The 19,907-nt window shown below is 47.3% G+C and carries 9 protein-coding genes; all 9 read right to left on the bottom strand.

The window, feature by feature from the left end; translation table 11 throughout:
• Nucleotides 1–495: 495 nt before the first annotated feature.
• The gene (locus tag AC1DLM_RS01350; RefSeq protein WP_477568840.1) at nucleotides 496–6,618 is read right to left on the bottom strand and encodes a rhamnogalacturonan lyase family protein; all 6,123 of its coding nucleotides are present in this window, start codon (nucleotides 6,616–6,618) and stop codon (nucleotides 496–498) included.
• 387 nt (nucleotides 6,619–7,005) lie between these two features.
• Nucleotides 7,006–8,067 (bottom strand): glycoside hydrolase family 88/105 protein, encoded by a 1,062-nt coding sequence (locus AC1DLM_RS01345; RefSeq protein ID WP_441987703.1) that lies wholly within the window; start codon nucleotides 8,065–8,067, stop codon nucleotides 7,006–7,008.
• A 69-nt stretch (nucleotides 8,068–8,136) separates the two neighbouring features.
• Nucleotides 8,137–9,777, bottom strand: a complete 1,641-nt coding sequence (locus tag AC1DLM_RS01340) for an extracellular solute-binding protein (protein ID WP_477568839.1) — start codon at nucleotides 9,775–9,777, stop codon at nucleotides 8,137–8,139.
• Nucleotides 9,778–9,827: 50 nt separating this feature from the next.
• A complete protein-coding gene (locus AC1DLM_RS01335) occupies nucleotides 9,828–10,727 on the bottom strand; it encodes a carbohydrate ABC transporter permease (RefSeq protein WP_441987701.1) in 900 nt (299 codons plus the stop codon).
• 15 nt (nucleotides 10,728–10,742) lie between these two features.
• Entirely contained in the window at nucleotides 10,743–11,702 is a 960-nt protein-coding gene (locus AC1DLM_RS01330; protein ID WP_477569058.1) for an ABC transporter permease, read from the bottom strand.
• A 290-nt stretch (nucleotides 11,703–11,992) separates the two neighbouring features.
• Nucleotides 11,993–14,263 carry a helix-turn-helix domain-containing protein gene (locus AC1DLM_RS01325; protein ID WP_477568838.1) on the bottom strand — a complete coding sequence of 757 codons (2,271 nt, stop codon included), beginning with the start codon at nucleotides 14,261–14,263 and terminating at the stop codon, nucleotides 11,993–11,995.
• A gap of 484 nt (nucleotides 14,264–14,747) precedes the next feature.
• Nucleotides 14,748–16,418, bottom strand: coding sequence for a glycosyl hydrolase (locus AC1DLM_RS01320; RefSeq protein WP_477568837.1), 1,671 nt, complete (start codon nucleotides 16,416–16,418; stop codon nucleotides 14,748–14,750).
• Nucleotides 16,419–16,632: 214 nt separating this feature from the next.
• Entirely contained in the window at nucleotides 16,633–18,099 is a 1,467-nt protein-coding gene (locus tag AC1DLM_RS01315; RefSeq protein ID WP_477568836.1) for a response regulator transcription factor, read from the bottom strand.
• Nucleotides 18,100–18,123: 24 nt separating this feature from the next.
• Nucleotides 18,124–19,905 carry a sensor histidine kinase gene (locus AC1DLM_RS01310; protein WP_477568835.1) on the bottom strand — a complete coding sequence of 594 codons (1,782 nt, stop codon included), beginning with the start codon at nucleotides 19,903–19,905 and terminating at the stop codon, nucleotides 18,124–18,126.
• Nucleotides 19,906–19,907 lie beyond the last annotated feature (2 nt).

Below are 19,907 nucleotides of genomic sequence, written 5' to 3'. Positions count from 1 at the left end.
TGTATACTAACGTCTAAAAGAAAGGAAATCCGAAGCTCAACGAAAAACAAAGGAAGCCGGAGGGGTAAGAGTAGACACACAATAAAGACATATACCTCTGTAAAAAAAGAAACCTTAAGGTCTGTGATAATTTCAAATCCGTTGAAGCAAATATAAATCGATGCCGGCTTTATTAACCAGCCTGCGTCGATTTCATTTAACTTCTTCTTTATAAAATATTATGTTTTCATTCTGTGTTACTCATTACATCCAGTCGAAGAGCAAAAAGGCATGATGTCACTGATATATAGCTATTGATGTTGGAAATGATCATATTKGATCGAATATTAAGCGGAAGAAGTGATCCTGAAATTTTGCGGTCTTCTGTCAACAATCCGACGTGTTTGATCAATTTGTTGAAAAAACAACCAACCACCGAGCTTTGAACGATTAACTAGGTGGTTGGCTGATTATTATGTCTAGGCTATAGCCCCTTTTCAGTACCAGTTCATAGTGCTATTGAGCTTTTACAATATCTCTGCCATTTTTTAGAAAAGAAATCGCGTTTATGATAGATGCTGCGAATTGCATATCGATCGTTTTACCTGATTGCGCACGAACGTAATTCTCGAGCATATTGAAATTATTCTTAGCCTGAGGCTTACTCAAATGTGCTTGCAGGGTCTCGATCTTATCTAACAAATTAGTGAAAGTGGCCGGGGCGTAGATCCAATTCTGTTGGTTCGCATAGCGCACAGCCTCATCCAAGTGATTCGCATCCATCTGGACTTTCAGCGAAAACGTTCCAATAGTTTCATTTCCTGCTGAATCAGCAGCCGTCACCTTCACGTTATGATCGCCAATCTCAAGAGAGAATGGATTGAATAAATAAGGAAGAATAACTTGCGTGCCGTCAACCTCGAAAGACTTGCTAACAACTCCACTTAATGGATCGGAGATATCAAACGTCAGACTGCCGCCATCCGTCCAGAATACTTGCATGGAGCTGGTTGGCACGATCACTGGTCCTGTCGTATCGATATTCACTTTGGTTGTTTTTACGTCTTCTTGATTGCCTAAAGAATCGACACTCCAATACGTAATCACATGCGAACCCTCATCTGACAAAGAAATCGTGGTGCCTTGCTGAGTCGGCTTCCCATCCAACGTGTAGAAAGTGCCGCCAACACCAGAACCACTGTCACTCACTGTAAGTGTGACTTTTACAGGGTGATTCACCCATCCTGTCGGTGCATCATCCGTCGTTACAGGCGGAATTGCAGGTGCTGGCTGGTTCACTATGGCAAGGTGAGGCTGAGCTGGCTCCGTCATACCAACGCCAAGATAGAAGCTTGTGTGCGGCGGTTGGTTATAACCTGTATTTTGCCATGCTACCCCTAAACGGTAAATCGGATCATGCATCAGTGTACGCAACCGAGTTTCGGTCAATGCACTCGTTGTATAAATCCGCAGCTCAGAGCTGTCTGTGTTACGCCATACGACTTCTTCACGCCAATCGCCAAACAGGTCGGCTTGCAAGTTCGGTGTTGCTTTCGTGCTGTTGTTGGACAATGCGTCCTCAGCGGTAAACAAATTGTTGGTCGTATGGTTCACATAATCCCATTTATCGATGCGATTGGCATCTAACAACTCACGATTCAAGTCGCCATCCCACCAAATGCCGAAGTTCGTGGAGCTCGGAATCGTCGTGGAGATCAACTCGCCTTTGGCACTGTATAGACCTGTGAGCGGAATATGTTCAGCATTCGTGATGGTAGCAGCCCATACTTCTTCACCTAAATAGGTCGGATCGATGTCTGCCGACATGCCGCGCCCGGTATCAATGCCTGTATGAATGCCCCATAGAATTTCACCTGTTTTCGCATCCCGGAAGTCCATACCGTAAGGGGAATCCGTATGCTCATGCACATTGAAGAACTCAAGCCCTGGTCTAGACGGATCCAGATCGCCTAGATGCTGAGCATCCCCGTGACCGAGCCCCGTATTGTAAAGCGGTGTGCCATCATCATCAATGGCCATAGCCCCGAATGTGATCTCATCCTTGCCATCGCCATCTACATCGCCTATGGACAAGTTATGATCGCCCTGAGCGGTATACGCTGCTCCAAGTCCATCGTCATTGGAATCAAAACGCCATTTTTTGGTCAAAGCACCATTCTTATAGTCGTAGGCTACAATGACAGTTCTTGTATAATACCCACGACTAAAGATCAAGCTTGGGTGCTCGCCGTCGAGATAAGCTGTACCAGCAAGGAATCGGTCCACACGGTTACCGTAAGCATCGCCCCAATCGGCCACGACTCCGCGAGGAGGATCATAATTGGTCGTCGCGATGGCTCTTCCTGTTAAACCCTCGAAGACGGTCAAAAATTCAGGACCTTGCAATACATAACCCGAGCTATTTCGGTGATCGGCGGCTGCTTCGCCAATCGCAATGCCTGTTCCATCAATCGTACCATCAGCTGTTTTGAGCGCGACTTCTGCTTTCCCGTCGCCATCCAGGTCAAACACTTGGAACTGTGTATAGTGTGCGCCTGCTCGAATGTTTGGCCCAAGGTCGATACGCCACAGGCGAGTGCCATCCAGCTTGTAAGCATCGATATATACGTTGCCTGTGTAACCAGCTTGTGAGTTATCGTGGGCGTTTGATGGATCCCATTTCACGATCAACTCGTAAGTGCCATCGCCATCTACATCGCCGACACTCGTATCGTTTGCGCTGTAAGTATAGGCTTCGCCTGCCTTCGTGATTCCGCCATCTGGCTTCTGCATTGGAATAGACAAGTAGTTATGCTGCCACACGGACGCTTCTTTCGAAGCTACGCGTTCAATGCCTGCGTTCACGGTTTTCAACTGATACACCGATGTATCTGTGCCAGCTTCATCAAGCAAATTGGTTGCGCCTGTGATCGGTTCTGCATTTACTTTGACACCGCTGCGGTATAAATTGAAGGCAATATCAGACGCATCCGTGCCTAGCATTTTCCAACCCACATAAACACCTTTATCTTGTTTGACCGCCACAAGCGCGCGATCGAGATACTCGGCTTGACGACTCAACACGGTTACAGCTGGTGTTGCCAGCGTTTCAGATTGTCCTGATACACCTCCTGCGCTTACTGCCGCCACTTTATAAAAGTATGGAATGGTAGTTAGCACAGTGGAATCGGTATAGCTGGTTTGGTTGGACTTGCCAATCAACTCGAAGCTGCCGCCAGCTGACTTCGACCGGTAGATGTTAAAGGTCTTGGCACCAGCAACCTCATCCCAACTAATGGTGAGATCGTTCTTATTCACGGCGCTCGCTTGTAGATGTACAGGTACTTCTGGGATCGGCACAGTCGGATCAATCATGGAAACGGTAATGGACCCCGATGGCCCTGTCTCCGTTAAAGCCAAATCCACGGTTGTCACTTGGTATTCGTAGGCCATCCCTACATCGACAGTGCGATCTTCATAGGTGTTCGTTGTTGTGCTGCCAAGAAGCTGGAATTTCGATGCACCGGCTACTTTGCGATAGACATTATAGGTCGCAGCATCTTCGACGCCAATCCACGACAAGGTGACGGAAGGATTCGCTGGATCTACTTGCTTGGCCTCAACTTTCAGCGCGGAAGGTGCCATAAGAATAGGAGTAATTTCCAATCCGTTTACGATGCCAGTTGAACCACCAAACTTGAAGTTCATTTGTCCATCACTCACGGAAGTTTGCGGAATTATTTTTTCAACCACAGACTTATTGCCTGCCGTTACGGTTCCATAATCGGTCCCCTCGATGGCAACGGTCGTTCTTGCACTTCCCAGATAGTCACCAACGTATAGCTTCACGGAGTAAAGACCATTCGGCAGATCCAACATGAACTCCCAGCCGACATTAAAATAGCCGAGCCAATCGCGAAGCACATCCGTGCCCGTAGCCCGATCACGGCCTATCATGCCCGTTGGATCCTTGATTCCATAGCCTTTCTGTGCCGTATACACAGATGAAAGATTAATCCCCGTATAGCCTTCTTGAACGGGAGAGGTGGCCAAACCGAAGTCGTATTTCATCGTTGCATGCTTCGTTGTGATCACAACGACATCGGACTGCTCCGATTCGCCTTTACCGTTGATCGCTGTTACCACGACATTATAAGTCTGCCCTTCCGTCATCCCTTGAATCGTATTGGTTGGCACTGTCGATGTTCCCACTAAGACGTACGCCGTTTCGGAGGCTAATTTTCTATATATTTTATAAATATCCGCACCTTCCACAGCATTCCATGTCAGGACTGCACCTGCATTGCTGACACTGCCTGCCACAACGCCCATTGGCTTGGATGGAACTGCTGCCGGTGGCGCCACATCCGTGACATAGTTAGAAAGCGGGATACTCAGATCTTTAAGTCCACCTGATAACAGACGCGCGATCTGGATGGCGCCATACTCTTGGAAATGCGTGTCGTCCGCACTGCCGCTCGGGAAGGCAGTATATGTACCTGCTGGTACATGGAGGAAGACTGCAAGTGTCCCGATTGGTCCGATCGTGTTATAGTACGCACGACTTAATGAACTGAGGTCCACCAATTTGACATCCATCTCTTGTGCTACTGCTTTCATCCCATCGACATACTCAKGGAAACTGATATTGAATAGACCCGTTGTTGCGTTAAAGTCTCTTCGACCAACAGGTGTTACCAGAATCGGGATCGCTCCACGCTGTCTAGCCCCGTTGATATAAGTCTTCAGATAGTTTTTGAAATCCGCAGGGGAAGCATATCGTTCTGGAACCGAGATCGTCGCATCATTGTGACCGAACTGAATCAGGAAATAATCATTCGGTTTAATCGCACGCAAAATGGTATCTAATCGACCTTCGGTGAGGAAGGTTTTGCTGCTTCGCCCGCCAATTGACTGGTTGCTGAACGTAATGTCAGATGTAAAATAGCGGGAAATCATCTGTCCCCAACCGGCTTGAGGCTTCCAGTACGGATCATAAGTTTGCACGGTAGAATCGCCCGCAATATATACTGTAGGCGTTTCTCCAGCTGCGCGATCCGCCAGCTTTGAAATAACAAGTCCATTAATTTTGGGCGCAGACCCGGAGAAGAAAATGTTCAATTGACCATCCACGAGAGCAACTTCGAACGATTGCTCCAAATAGTCGCCAGCTGCTTTAGACGTGAGCGCAATTTTATTCGCTGTCATTCCTTCTACGGATACAGCAACTTCCGTTGCTGCACTAGCATCACCTGAGGTAACGGAAACCGCATAATCCCCATTGGGCAGATCCACGTTGAAGGACGTACCTGCTGGTGACAAATAATCGGATTTCAGCGGATCTGCAGTACCGCTGTTACCAGAGCCGACAAGCGATGGATCGGCGAAGCCGTATTTGAGCTGATCGGAATACGCAACTGGAGCCGTGATCCCAAAGTAGCCGTCCGCTACGGCGCCAGGACCGAAGTCGATTTTCAAAGGTAAGTCAGATGGAAGCGCATTAGGAACAACAAATACTGTACTTGCTGCCACATTAGAGGCAGCAGAAATACCTGCAGTGTTGGAAGCTTTCACCTGATAGTAATGCACAACTGATGTATCAGCTGTTGTGTCGGTGAAAGAAGTCGATGCAACCGTACCTATTTCAGTATAGGTTCCAGCAGCAGAATCCGAACGAAGTACGGTATACCCTGTTGCACCCGCTGAAGCTGTCCATTGCAGGGATACTTGCCCTGCAGTGACACCGCTTACCATTACATTCGATGGAGGAGCTGGAAGGATGACGGTTTGCACCACATCCGCTGTCACAGATGTACTAGCTGTGGATTCAAGACCTCCTGCGTTTATAGCTGTAACTTGGTAGGAATATGTATTTCCTGCCGATACGGCTGTATCAATGAAAGAATTCGTTGGCACTTGTGAGATCAAATCATAACTTGTCGCGCTATTCGTCGCACGGTACATATTGTAATAGACCGCATCCGTGACACTGCTCCAAGCTAGTGATACGGATGCTGCACCCGCACTCGGATTGATATTGGTCACCGCGAGCGCTGTAGGAGCCGAAGGAGCCACAGTTATCACCTGTTCAATGACGATACCGTTCAGATAGCCAGCTCCTGTACCGGCGTAGCCCGTTGTGATGCCAACCGTTAGTTGTCCATCCGTAACTGTTGTGCTGTACGTGGCTTGCGCAATTGCAGTCTTCGTTGAAAGCGTCCCTTTCGCCACACCTTCCAGGGAAACCGATGTCTTCGTTGTCGACGTTCCCGCAAGGAGATCGCCCGAATAAATCGTCACATTATAGTTCCCGTTCGGTACGTCCGCTAAGAACGTGAACGGCGTTCCCAGAATGAAATCGTTCGTCAGATCCGTTCCGCCTGAACGGTTCCTTGAAGCGCCTGTTGGCAATGCCGTTTCAAGCCCGTAGCCTCTCGCCTGCGTATACGTCATTTGATCATGAACTTGATTATACCCCGCCAAGACTGGACTGCTTACTGGACCAAAATCAAATTTACCTACATATGCATCTGCAGCATGTACCGTTGGTTGAGCGTTTGGCAGCACTTGGATTGCAGTGCTTGAAATCATAAGACCACATAATAGCATAGCTGCTATTCGACTTGCTTGCTTTTTCATTAGACAAAGTCCTCGCTCTCTACGTGGTTTTCCTTCTACCCAGATGCTTGTTCTCGTTGCGTCAACTCACACCTCCCCTTTATTGGGAATGTTTACCTTCTCACATCATAATGGGTTTTCTTTGTCATTCACATGTAAAAAATCGATCTGTTTGTTAAAAAAACAGTTTTTTTGACTGCGCTTACATTTTATCTGTTTTCGAGTATTCCAATGAATTCACGAGATAAATAGATATATAGTCCCATTTATATTCGTATTTTACATTTTTTTGTCGAAAATCAGTGAATTTCGCCAATTATAAAGAAATACAACCCAATCTAATAGAGCTTTACTCTCTACTATTATGGGTTTGTTTCCAATCGTTGCTTTCTAGGGGATCTCTTACATTCAATCCCGAACTGATCCGGCTTCTTCCTCCGTTTCGGCCCTCTCGATGACCGCTGCGAGGAATGCGAGCGTGAGCCCTTGTCCCCAGCCTTGCGCCCACTTACGGTCAATCCGGAGATACCCTTCGATATCGTTCATGACGGCCGTCCCGCCGGATACGTTCGCGACCCGCCCGTTTTCGGTGATATTAGCCAGTATGCCGTCTAATGCCTTCCGAACGTATTTCGCATGCAGCGGATTGCCTTGCATCACCATCGCTGCAGCGATGCCTGCCGTCGCCGACACTTCGCTGTAAGCATCCGGGTAATCGAGCACTGTGCCCCAAAGGCCATCTTCCTTCTGCAGCTTTTTGATTGCTGCAAGCTGGTCGCGCAATGAACTCCAGATATGCATCATCGGGGGATACAGATAGCCTTCCGGCACCGACCTTGCCGCACGGGACATCGTATAGGCCGCCCAAGCATTGGCGCGCGCCCAGTGGATCCCGGACATGTGATCCTTGTTGATATGGGTATAGCCGTGGTACCATAGCCCGTTTTCCTCATCCTGCAAATAATTGATATGCCAGAAGAACTGATGCAGTGCATCGTCGATCAATCGCTTCTCCTTCAGCTTGACACCGACGCGCAACAGAAAATAGGCCGCCATAAATAGCGTGTCCGCCCAGCATTGCTCCGGAAAATCATTGTTAGAAGACACCGTATGCTGCAGCACCCGGTCCCCGAAACGCAGCGCCTTGTTCTCCAGATAGTCCACCTTGCTGAGTATGAGATCGAGGTATTTCTGATCGTTTGTTTGATCATAGAGGGTTAGCAGCATGTGCCCCATGGCGCATGTGTTTACCGTCCAACCCGGAATTCCAGCATCGATATACTCGTCGCACCACGCCGCCATCCGTTCCAGATAGGCGCGTTCGCCCGTCACTTCAAACAATCGGCTGACGCCGTAGAACGCAACGCCGCCCGGCCAATCCCACGTCAAATCCATCCCGAAAGTATTGTCCGCCACACGACCGGCAATCTGTCGCAAATCGCTCGCTGTTGCATCAAGTTTCAGTTTCATGTTGCCCTCCATTAATTAGAGCCCCTACTTACGGCAAGGGCTCTGGAAGCTTAGACACGGTAATTGCGATTAGCGGAATTGACCCGCATCAATCGCTTTTTTCTTCTCATCCAGAATCTCTTGGTAGCCTGCCTGGAGGAACTTCTTCTTGGCATCCGCATACAGCTTATCAAACTGATCCGGAGGAGACATAACAATCTTCAGGTAGAGTTCCTGGAAGAGGGCGTTCAGGTCCGCTTTATGCTCGGTTACATTCTTGAGTACAACGGAGAACAAAGCATCCGGCGTACGGTATTCTGCGGTAGCGTTCCAATTTTTCATCAGCTGTTCGGTCAATTGCTCCTGTCCAGGAACCGTCCAATTGCGCAGGTTCGCCTTGGTTGTCAATTCCGGAGTGGAGAATTCCGYGATTTCGGTCACAAGCGCCCAGTAATCCTTATTGTTGTTGTTGGAAAGCTTCGATTCGCCTTTGAAATCCGCAACTTTCTTCGGCAAGCCATCGGCATCGAGGGTATAGTTCTGACCTTCGACCCCATTCTGCAGAAAGAACAAGTTCTTCGGCTGGCTCATCCACTCGAGATACAACCAAACGGCGACTCGTTCTTGTTCGGTTGATTTGTGGTTAATTCCCATGATGAACCCAAACGGCCAGTCGGCACGTCCCTGCGGCTTGCGACCTTGAGGTACTCCGGCCTCTGGAGGGATGACGGCAAATTGGGCTTTTGGATTGTTCTTCAACGTAGCGGCGAATAGGTCAGTATTACTGGCAAGATAAAGTCCATATGTTCCGGTCCTGCCCGCCACAAACTCGGCTTTGATCTTGTTGTCGTCGTCGCGTAAATAAAACTCCTTGTCAATCAAACCGTTGTTATATTGATAGTTTAAGTTCTTCAGCCAGCGCTCCGTATCAGCGGTCGTGAAATCCGCAACGGCAAGATCGGAATAAAGCGCACGGTACTTCGGATCAATCGGCCAATCGCGGAAGGCATAGCTGTAATTGAATACGTTCCGGGTTAAGGATCCGCCTGATACGCCGAGTCCCGCTGCCTTCCATTTTATGAGCATCTCGTTATATTTCTCTAGGGACGTCAGATCCTCCACCTTCATGCCGACCTTTTCGACCCAGTCTTTCCGGATGAGACTCACAAAGTTGTTATAGTTAGGGCGCTTAGCGAAGATGAACATATTCTTCTTGTCCACTACACCATATTGTTCAATCGTTTTGCTCGTGTTCTTCCAGTAAGTCGGAGCATACTTGGCAACCTCGTCCAGTTTGAGCGGCTGCAAGACCTCTTCGGAGTAGTAGGTAAGCGCCTGTGGCATGTCATAATGGAAGATCATATCCGGCGCCTTACCGGCTGACAGCAGCTGCTCGAAATCCCTCACTTCGTTACTGCGGGAGATCGGCACGAAATTGATTTTGACATTGTGTTTCTCGCCGAATTCCTTCTGGATCCATCGTGTATAGTAGTTGTCGGCTACGTTCCAACCCTCGAACGCTCGATCATACACCGGAATATCGAGGTTGACAGTCTGTGCGAAGCGATTCGAAGAATCAAGCAAGCTGGTGCTTGCGCTCGCGCTTGGATTAGCCGAGGTGGTCGCGGATGGAGATGCTTTGTTCCCGCTGCCGTTATCATTGCAGCCCGCCAAAATACTGGTGCTCATCACGGAGGCCAAAATCACAGGGACCCATTTCTTAATACTCATCGTATTTCCCCCAATATAAAATTAGTTACTATGCAAATGCCGCTTTAAGGTTATTCCTTAACGGCCCCAAGCATCGTACCCCGAACAAAATACTTCTGAATAAACGGATAGACGCAGACGATCGGCAATGTTGCGAATACAACGACCGAAGCCTTGAGCACCTCGGGATTGCTAAGCTCCACTTGGGTGCTCTCCAGCTGAAAGCTTTCGGTCGCTTGGATAACCAGATAATAGAGTTTCAACTGTAACGGCCGCAGGTCGGTATTCTGTTTAATGTAGAACAGAGCATCTTGATAAGCATTCCAGCGGCCTACCGCATAAAAGAGTGATAACGTTGCTAAAATCGGTTTGCAGAGCGGGAGGACGATATTCAGTAAAATTCGGAAGTGCCCGGCTCCGTCAATCCTTGCCGATTCCTCCAAGCTAACCGGAATACTACTCGAGATGGAGCTCCTCAAAATCAGCAGATTGAATGCGCTGAACGAAAGCGGCAGTATGAGTGACCATATGCTGTCCAACATTCCCAGGCTATTCATTAACATGTAGTCGGGAATTATCCCGCCATGGAAGTACATGGTGAACACAAAGATAAAAGTCAGCAGCGTACGGCCTTTCAGCTGCTTGCGCGATAACGGATAGGCCGCGCAAATCGTAACGATCATCCCCAGAATCGTGAACAGCACTGTAACGAGGACAGAAACGTAAAGGGATCTTAGGATACTGTCGTCAGCAAAGATTTTCTCGTAGGCATGGGCAGTGAAGCCTTCAGGCCAGAGATACACCTTGTTAGCGATTACAAACGCGTCATCGCTAAAAGATTTGGCGACGACATGTATGAACGGCAGCGTGCACGCAAGGGAGGCAACAATCAATACCAGGTGGATCATCACATCCCAAATGTCAAAGCGAAATCTACGTTTTACGGCATTCGTGCCAGCAGATGATTTCATGGGTTCGCATCCTCTCTAAATCAATCCGTCTTCGCCCAGTTTCTTCGCAATCCGGTCGGCGACCAAGACGAGGACGAGCCCAATGATCGATTGAAATAAACCTAATGCGGTCGCACGGCTGAAGTTGCCGCTTTCAATCCCCCAGCGGTACACCAGAACCGGTATGGTCGTGGTGAACTCAGTAGTCGCCTTATTCTGTAAGGCCATAATCCGCTCGAAGGAGCCACCCATTACACCGCCCAAGCTCAAGATCAGCAAAGTCACGATCGTCATCCGGATCGAGGGTAAGGTAACGTTCCACATTTTACGCCATCGGCCCGCACCATCGACGATAGCCGCTTCATACATCTCTGGATTAATGCCGCTGATAGCCGCAAGGTAGATGATCGACCCCCAACCCATACTCTGCCACACGCCGATGGCCAAATAACTGATTACCCAATTGGTATCCTCCTGTAGAAACGGGATCCTGATGCCTGCCAGCTTCTCGATGAGATTATTCACCATGCCGTTGCCTTCGCTTAAGAGCTGATAGGCGATGGCACCGATAATCACCCAGGATAGGAAATGGGGCAGATAGAGCAGCGTTTGATTCATGCGTTTAAACATAAGGTTTTTGACCTCATTAAGAATAAGAGCGAGCACAATCGGCATCGTAAAGCTGAACAAAAGGTCCAATATATTCAACATCAGCGTATTCCGAATCGCTCGGCCAAAGTCGGGTTTGGCAAAAATCTCTTTAAATACTTCAAATCCTACCCATTCACTGCCCCAGAAGCCCCTCGCGATTTTATAGTCTTTGAAAGCGATCGTGAGTCCGAACATGGAGGCATACTTAAAGGTCAGTACCATTGCTAAAGGAATAAGCAGCAGCACGTAGAGCTGCCAATCCCTGCGCAGATAGTGATATATCCCCCATTTGTACTTCTTGGACAACGATAAAGCGGTTACATTTTTGGCATCAGAAGTTGCCATTGATTTCACAGTCTCACCTCCTCAGTACTTGGGGTTTCCGGTTGATTTACCTCATCGGTTCATTCCGGATCGGACTCATCATACCGTTCAGTTTGCTGATCGGTAAATCATGAGTATTGATTCAACCCGTCATTTTTGATTAATGTGCAGCAAAATCGCTATCCTGGGACTTTCTAATGATCAATTCTGATAGGTAGGAGCAAAAGTTAAGCTGCCTTCGACGGCCATAAGGACCGAAAAGACAGCTTGATGACCCCATGATTTACGTATGGAGTGCCGTTCATTTCTCTTCAGGATGTCCTTGTCTTCTCCGCCTTGTAACTGCTCGGAGGCATCCCTTCGAATTTACGAAAAAACCGGTTGAAGCTTTGTACATTATAGTAGCCAACCTCGAGTGCAATCTGCGTGATGGTCAACCTGGAATCGACGAGCAGCTGCTTCGCTTTCTCGATTCTCAACTGGTTGAGATAATCGATCGTACTCATGCCTGTCATCTCGTACACGATCTTGCGCATGTAAGAGTAGCTGATCCCGATTTCCTTCGCCATGTCCTCAAAGACGATTTCTTCCCGATAGTGTTCGTTTATATAGCTGATGATGCGCTCACCGTAGTTGTTGGTCTCGCCTGGTGAACGCGCCAGGTGCTGCACGATCTCCCCGTAGAAATCGCGAAAATAATCTTCCAGCTCGTCAAGCGTATCGATGGATGCGAGGGTCGCGTAAATATTGCCTCTTCCCGCGAAAATCCGCGCCGTGTTTACATAGTTCTCTCTAAGGTGCTTGATAGTCACGCCTACTAATTGATGGTAAATAAATAAGATATTATCGTAGGAGATGTATTCTGCGGAACGGATTTCGCCGCTTATGATTTCCAGTTCTTTGATGATGCTGTCGAGTTGACCATGGTTCAAGTAGTTTAGAATTCGTCTTTCGCTGTTGGCAGGATAAATATATCTCTTGTCTCGCCCCTCTTGCTCCTTCCAATAGATGATTCCACCACTGCCTGCGATCATGCGGTGCTTTACTCCCTCCATCGCTTCGATCACGCGTTCCCCAACGCTGTCACTCGACTCTGTCGGACTGCTTACACCTATCGTGACAGAGTGTTCCAAGAGCTCCTCCGCTTTATCACGAATATCGCTGATTGCGACGTCAATGCCAGCACCTTCCCTTTCAAATTCCAGCAGCCCGTAGTTAATCACAATAGCGAAGCAGCCATCTCCTTGATATACACATCGTGTATTCACCCCATTCGGAAACATACTGTCGCATTGGGAGATCAGCAGTTGACGATGGGTACTGCGCGTCTCGGGATTGTTCTTGGTCACATATTTCCTGTATCGATCAATCGAGACGACGGCAACCATAAAATAACGGGCCGGAAACATGAGGGCGGCCGGCGGGGTCAGTTCGCCCCGCAGCAGATTATGAACCGCCAGACTGCGGGCATCCTGTTCACGGACATAAAGCAGCCCATGGAGTGCATCCTCTTCCTCCTGCATTCGCCGGAACGCCGCATCCAGATAAGCGAGCTCGTTCCTGCCTTTTACACCCAAATGACCGCGCTTGCGTAATGTCCGGACCAATTCCCTAGCCGGCTTAGATAACCATGTTGCGAAAATGACGGTCAGAATGGTCCCTGCGAAAATAATGCCCGCCGTAAGGAAAATGATATTTTTCTGTAAGGTATGTGTCTTGGTCATTAGTTCATTGACCGAATAAATCTTCACGTAAATCCATCCGAACTGCTTCGACCGAGACCACGTGTAGAGCAACCGTTCTTCGTCAAGCTTGCGTAATACATATCCCTCTGCTTTGTCCTGCCCTAAGATCTCACGAATAACGGTCTCCTCACTGCCGTTCTTAAACAGCATGCTCTTGTCATAGTGAGAGATAATGGTTCCCTTTGAATTCATGAGCATGTATCTTTGCTCACCGCTACTTGATGAGCGCATATTATTCTCCATTTGGGTTTCACGCAAATTCACGACAATCGTACCGCGCATGGTAGTTGAGAGCCGGTTGAGCGGCAGCACATAGGAGATAACATCCACACCCGAATCAAGCTTACGCGGATACCAGACCCCACTGATTCCTTCCCGCTCGGCAAGAGCTTCCTTCATCCAATCGAAGTCCTCGTACCGCTCCAACTTCGTGATACCTTTATCTGTCGACACGACATAGTCCGAATCGCTTACGTAAAAGAAGGAGGAATAAACTCCGTCGCCGATCCGGTTAAGACTCATCAGATCTTGCTGTACGGATAATGCGTTAAAGACATTTTCGTAATTCGAATTGATTTCTTCAAAGGTTTTGTAAGGGCGGATCTTGTCAAAGAAATGGGTCGCGGCAAGACGTATCGTGTTCTGGGCAAAGTTGTCGAGCGTATTCTCGTTCAGATTGCGGCTGGCATTCAATCCGGCGAGAGCAGATTCTGCTATGGCGTGCTCCGAATTCCCTAAAATCTGTGCACCGCTGTACCATGTTAACGTCGCTGTTGGAATGGCCATAACGCAGAACAGAATTAATGCTAATTGAAGCATCATCGGAAACCGCTTCATAGCGCCCCTCCTCATTTAAAATAATACATATTCTACCATAAATAACTACCAGATACTTCAATATTAAAAAGGAACAGTTACCGGCCACGGCAATCTGCTCTCTGTTTATTTCACTATCATTTCCCGTTTCACAAGGTTTGTCCTCCTTTTCTCCCTATAAACTTGAGAAATATTTATATATGTAAAAAATTGTATATTTTCGCTCGGAATATTACTTTTCTTTTTTTTCATGATTATTTGCCACTTCAAAACTTTATTGTCTACTTCAAAACTTATTTGTCACCCGATAATAGTCTAAACGTCACCTGTTGGGTGACAAATAAGTTTTGAAACGCAAGAGGCCAGCAAACATAAGGGTTTGCTGGCCTGTTGGGTGACAAATAAGTTTTGAAACGCAAGAGGCCAGCAAACATAAGGGTTTGCTGGCTTATCAATATAAAATCAATTTACAAATAAGTTTTGAAGTACTTCTTACAATATACCCTTACTTCGTTATTCTTACATTATCAACATATAAGGTGCCTGTGTCATTGCCAGCAACACCAAACGCCAACTTGTTAAGATCTACTGCTGTCGTATCTTTGTAGCTGAATTGATTGGCCTTGATCGCGCCATTTACATACACATCGTACTTTTTCGTAGCGGTATTCATTACAACCTTAACATCGTACCATTTGCCATAGGTCATTGGCTCTAAAGCCGTAAGCGTCGCTCCATTGTACGCTCTCAAATAACCGTTATTTAAGCCAATTTGCAAGGCAATTTTACTTGTGCTGTCTGCGATGAGGAAATCTTTCCAACTGGCTTCCTCTGTGCGCAGCGTAGCTTTGAAGGTCAAGATGCCCGTTTGCGGWCCGAATGTTTTCTTCGCATTTGCGTCATTCGTGTTGACGGTTTTGTTGATTTTCATGCTTCGATCTGGCCCCGCTAATCCTACGCTAGGCTCGTTCTCCACGGTAACGGCACCCCCAGTGGCCGCCGTTGTCCAGTTCGTCGGAGCACCGCCTGCTGCTGGATAGGTATTCATCGTATCTTTGAAAATAAACGTTCCAGGATCGATCGTCCTTCCAAGTGCAGGAACCTCATCTCTCGTAATGGTAACAGCATTGCCATACATGCTTTGAATAGTGGCAGGATCGTTGCCAGGTGCATTTGACGTAGGGTATGGATAGAAGTTATTGTCGGACCATCCAGTGGTCCATACTAGGAACCATGTATAATCAAAGTTCGTTTGAACTGATGATTCAGTCGGAAGGAGACCGATCTCTGCTAGACCGAACCGTTTGCTGCCAAGGAGTGTCGTCAACTCGCTATTTGAGCTCGTAAATTCTGTATCCGTACGACTATTGGTATAGAGGTCAACCCCGCCCAGATCCACATAGGCGTCCCCTGGGTAATATGTGCTGTTCTGCGTACCTGTCTTATCGGGAGACCAAACCCAAATTAGGTTGTTCAAGCCGTGATAATTCGTATATCGGTCATACATATTCTGCCATAGCTTCTTAAAGCTGGCACCGCTTTTTCCACCCCACCAGAACCAGCTGCCGTTCATCTCGTGATAAGGTCTCCAAAGTACAACAACACCTTGATCCCGCAAGGATTTCAGATAACCCGCTATCATATCGACATGCGTCAACCACTTGTTATATTGGGTAGTTCCAGGGGTCGTTATGGCATCAAAATCCGCTTGTGACATGTGACAGATGACACTATCCCAGCCGACATCATCGGGTATACACTCAAGAGGGTTGATCTCATGCCATGAAATCTGGACAAGTCCTCCCTTCTTCCAGTAATCTGCCGATTGTTCGACTATTGTACTCCGCTCTGTACTTAAATCGGTTAGGGACCCGTACGAATGTTTAAATCCAAAATCATAACCAATCATGGCAGGAAATTTACCCGTTAGTTCGGCTACGCGATCGATTTCGTTATAGCCATACTTATCTCCAGTTACCATTTGTCCGGAAATGATTTGATTATTCGTATAAACTGTATCAAAATAATTTAACACATCCTTTACAGCTTGTGTCGCATTCGGATTAGCCGGGGTTGCGGCGTAGGCCTTGGTTCCGCCAATCCCTTGGAAGACAGGTGATACCAGGGCCACTAGAAGAGCACCTAGAAGGCACTTTGACATCCATTTGTTCATCATTACGAAATTCCTCCCTTGAATTGTGGTCATTTTCGTTTCGTCCAATGCAAGAACTTACCAAATCGTCCCCTTACCTCCTTCTTACTACCACCCCCTTCATTATATAAAGCGCTTTCACAATCGATTGGAAAACATGCTGCGAACTGTGAGATGGCCGTATGCGCAACTGAAATTCCTGGATAACACTATGCAACGGCCAAGTCATTTTAACAACTCATAGCTGCTCATTCATTTCTTGTAGTTTCTTCGAGTCTGTCTTTTTACTTTCACGGAACTCCGATGGGGTTACACCCGTTCGTTTCTTGAACTGTTTCAGGAAATAGTTGAGATGAACAAAGCCTGTTTGTTCGCATATGTCCGCAACGCGCAATTCGGTCGTGGCCAGGTAAAAGCAAGCCCTCTCGATGCGAATACGCTGCACATACTGGATAAATTGCTCGCCGGTTTTTTTCTTAAACAAACCGCTTAAATACTGCTCTCCCATGTTGACGTATTTCGCCATACCTTTGAGCGTTAGTTCCTTATCATAGTTGCTATTCACGTATTCGATGATTTTGTTGACCTCTGGATGATCCGAAGTTGTAGGCTTCATTCGGTAATCAGAATACAATCGGATGCGCTGTAACAGTTGTTCTAAAGCTTGCTGATGACTTGCCGCTTCTGCCCAGAAAGCCTTTCCGGCAGGCAGTTGATTGGATAACCGAGCCAACGACTTATCCAACCGATCAGCGGTTTCTTTAACAATTACTGCTGCCGTTTGTTGATCCATGAACTCATGCCATGCTATTGCTAGTGATTTCTCACACTCCGCCCATTGCATAGCTTCAAATAGCTGAAGAATATAACGCTCTTGTTTCCAGGAAAAGCTCTCAACTGGCAATCCGCCCTCCTTACACAACGTGGCATCCAGACCATACCAAGTTAGGCTAAGCTGATGGAGCGCCGATACCCATCCATCTCTCCATGCCTTGGAAGATAGCCATGTCGAAGAGATTGGTTCCGTATCTGCCGCGTTTAAAAGAATATCAGACTCATCTGCCCAGACAAATATGGTCACAATTCCCCAATCGACAAAACGATGCACAAGTAATTTGTCCTGACAGTCCATGCTAAATCGGCTAATAATCCGATCTTTTCCTAGGGATGCATCTGTTGCCAAACCGACGAATAAGCGTACATATGCGGGAAGGGGATGCCCCCCTCCCTCAGCCTCACTTGACTCCAGTTCCTCCTTGCCATGCAGGGATCTCCAAGCTTTCAGATATAAATTAAACATTGGCGCTTTGGTTCGTTCATCGCGCTTTTTAATTAAACTTTGTTTGGTCTTTCGTAAAATAGCCTGCAGCTCATCCGTATCCATAGAGGCTTTGAGCAGATACCCCACAGCGCCGTATTGTAGGGCCAACCTCGCATATTCAAACTCGTTCACGCAGGTAAGCATGATAAACTCCACCTCGTGACCCTTTTCCTTAACCAGCCGAAGCAACTCGATGCCATTCATAACAGGCATCATGATATCAGATAAAACTACATCCACCTGATGGGATTGCATGTACTCCCAGGCCTCATTGCCATCCTCAGCTTCAGCCACGACCCTGAAGCCTAGTGCCTCCCAATCGATGGCTTGGCGAATCGAGCGACGCACGAAGGGTTCATCTTCCAGAAGCAGTAGATTCCACATGTCCTACACTCCCTTTCTTCTTAATCATACCCCATGTTCAGGTTGATACGGATTCGATAGTAATAAAGGTATTTGGATACGAACATGCGTCCCTTCCTCTTGGGGAATCAACTCGAGCTTGCCCTCTTCCTTGTAGAGGAGCGACAATCTCTCTTTCAGATTGCTTAAGCCGATACCTTTACGTACGCGAGGTAATTCGTTTGTTTGCTTTTGAAAACCTACGCCATTATCCTGTACATCGATGAGTAGAAAGCGATCCTCGCTAGCCACGGTCACCTTAATAATCCCCCCTTGCTTACGATGTACAAGCCCATGTTGAATGGCATTCTCGACAAGCGGTTGTAGACTTAGCTTTGGTACTAACGCATAGTCCAGCTCAGTCTGGACCTCATACTGCACATCAAAACGGTGGTCATACCGGAACGCTTGAATATACACATAGGAATGTAATAACTGCATTTCATCCTGCAGAAAAACTAGATCCCTATCCGTATTTAGACTGCTCTCCAGCAACTTGGCAAGCGCCTTGCACATTTCTGCCGTCGTTTCGTTGCCAGCATTACTGGCAGTCCATTTAATTGTATTAATCGTGTTGAGCAAAAAGTGCGGATTCATCTGGGTTAAGAGCATTTGAAACCGAATCGCTTCTTTCTGTCTCTCTTCTAATTTGAGCTGCCCGATCAAGCCTGTCACATCGTCGACCATCCCATTAAAAGCGCGAACAAAGGACAATATCTCGCCTCGATGTGGATGCTCGGGCTGTTTGATATTCATTCTTTTCTCCACAGCCTCCTTCATCCGGGATTCCAGAAGTCGAAGTGGACGAGTCAGTGTGGATAGTGTCAAGAAAGAGATGCCTATGAAAAAAGCGATAATCAACAGGTACGTAAGGAATACCTGGCGCTTAAGTGCTTGGATATCTCCAAAGAAAAAATCAAGTGGGAATTGACTGACCAAGTAAGAAGATATAGAAGGAATATAGGTAGCGTTATAAACGTATTGTCCAGATTTATCTATGGTATATTCATTTGGTTTCGTTTTGCCTTGATTCAGAATGAGAGGCTTCAAGAGCGAGTCTATCGCGAATGCCGTATTAGTTTGAGAAATGACTTTCCCTTGTTGATCTAACATGTAGTAGTTTTGTTTGACTTGTATGCCGCTTGCCGAATTCAACAACCATTGATCGATATCCACGCTCGCGTGCATGCGCAGCCATTCACCGCCGGCCATCTGTGAAAGCGAATATAAGGAGAGAACGTTCTTCCTCCTGGTATCCGTCAGCGATCCAGTAAGTACTTGCTCGAACTCCCACTTAAGCAATAAACCGTCTAATGGGAGTTTGGCCGACAATTCAGTAGCCATCCTGATATGCTGCGGGCCTTCGTTATTCTCTGCGAGAGGAAGTGAGGTATACGCCMTTCCTTGCTCATCGGCCAACGTATACTGAATATAGACACTAGTGGGTAAAAATGTACTCTTAATCGCGTCTAACTTTTCCTCGACGACACGGGTCTGTTCTGCTCCAGGTGAGCGATTAGCCCCAGCAATTAACTCTGGAATGCTGCTGTTGCGTTCAATTTGCAAAACCGAATTCAACGCGGTCAGCCGCAACTCATCCAGCTGGGATTTCATTTGGCCGAGCTGAATGACGTTCTGTTCACTAATTTTTTCCTCAATAATGGTTTCAATTTGGTTGTAGTTGTGAATTTGTAGAATCGAGAATGGAATGAAGATAACTAAGAGAAAGGTAAGGAAAATCCGATTTTGCAATTTAGCAGGCCATAGCCTCCGAATTTGTTGAAACATGC

Source organism: Paenibacillus sp. 01T442, from assembly GCF_056398345.1.
This window is presented reverse-complemented; position numbering and strand designations above follow the sequence as displayed.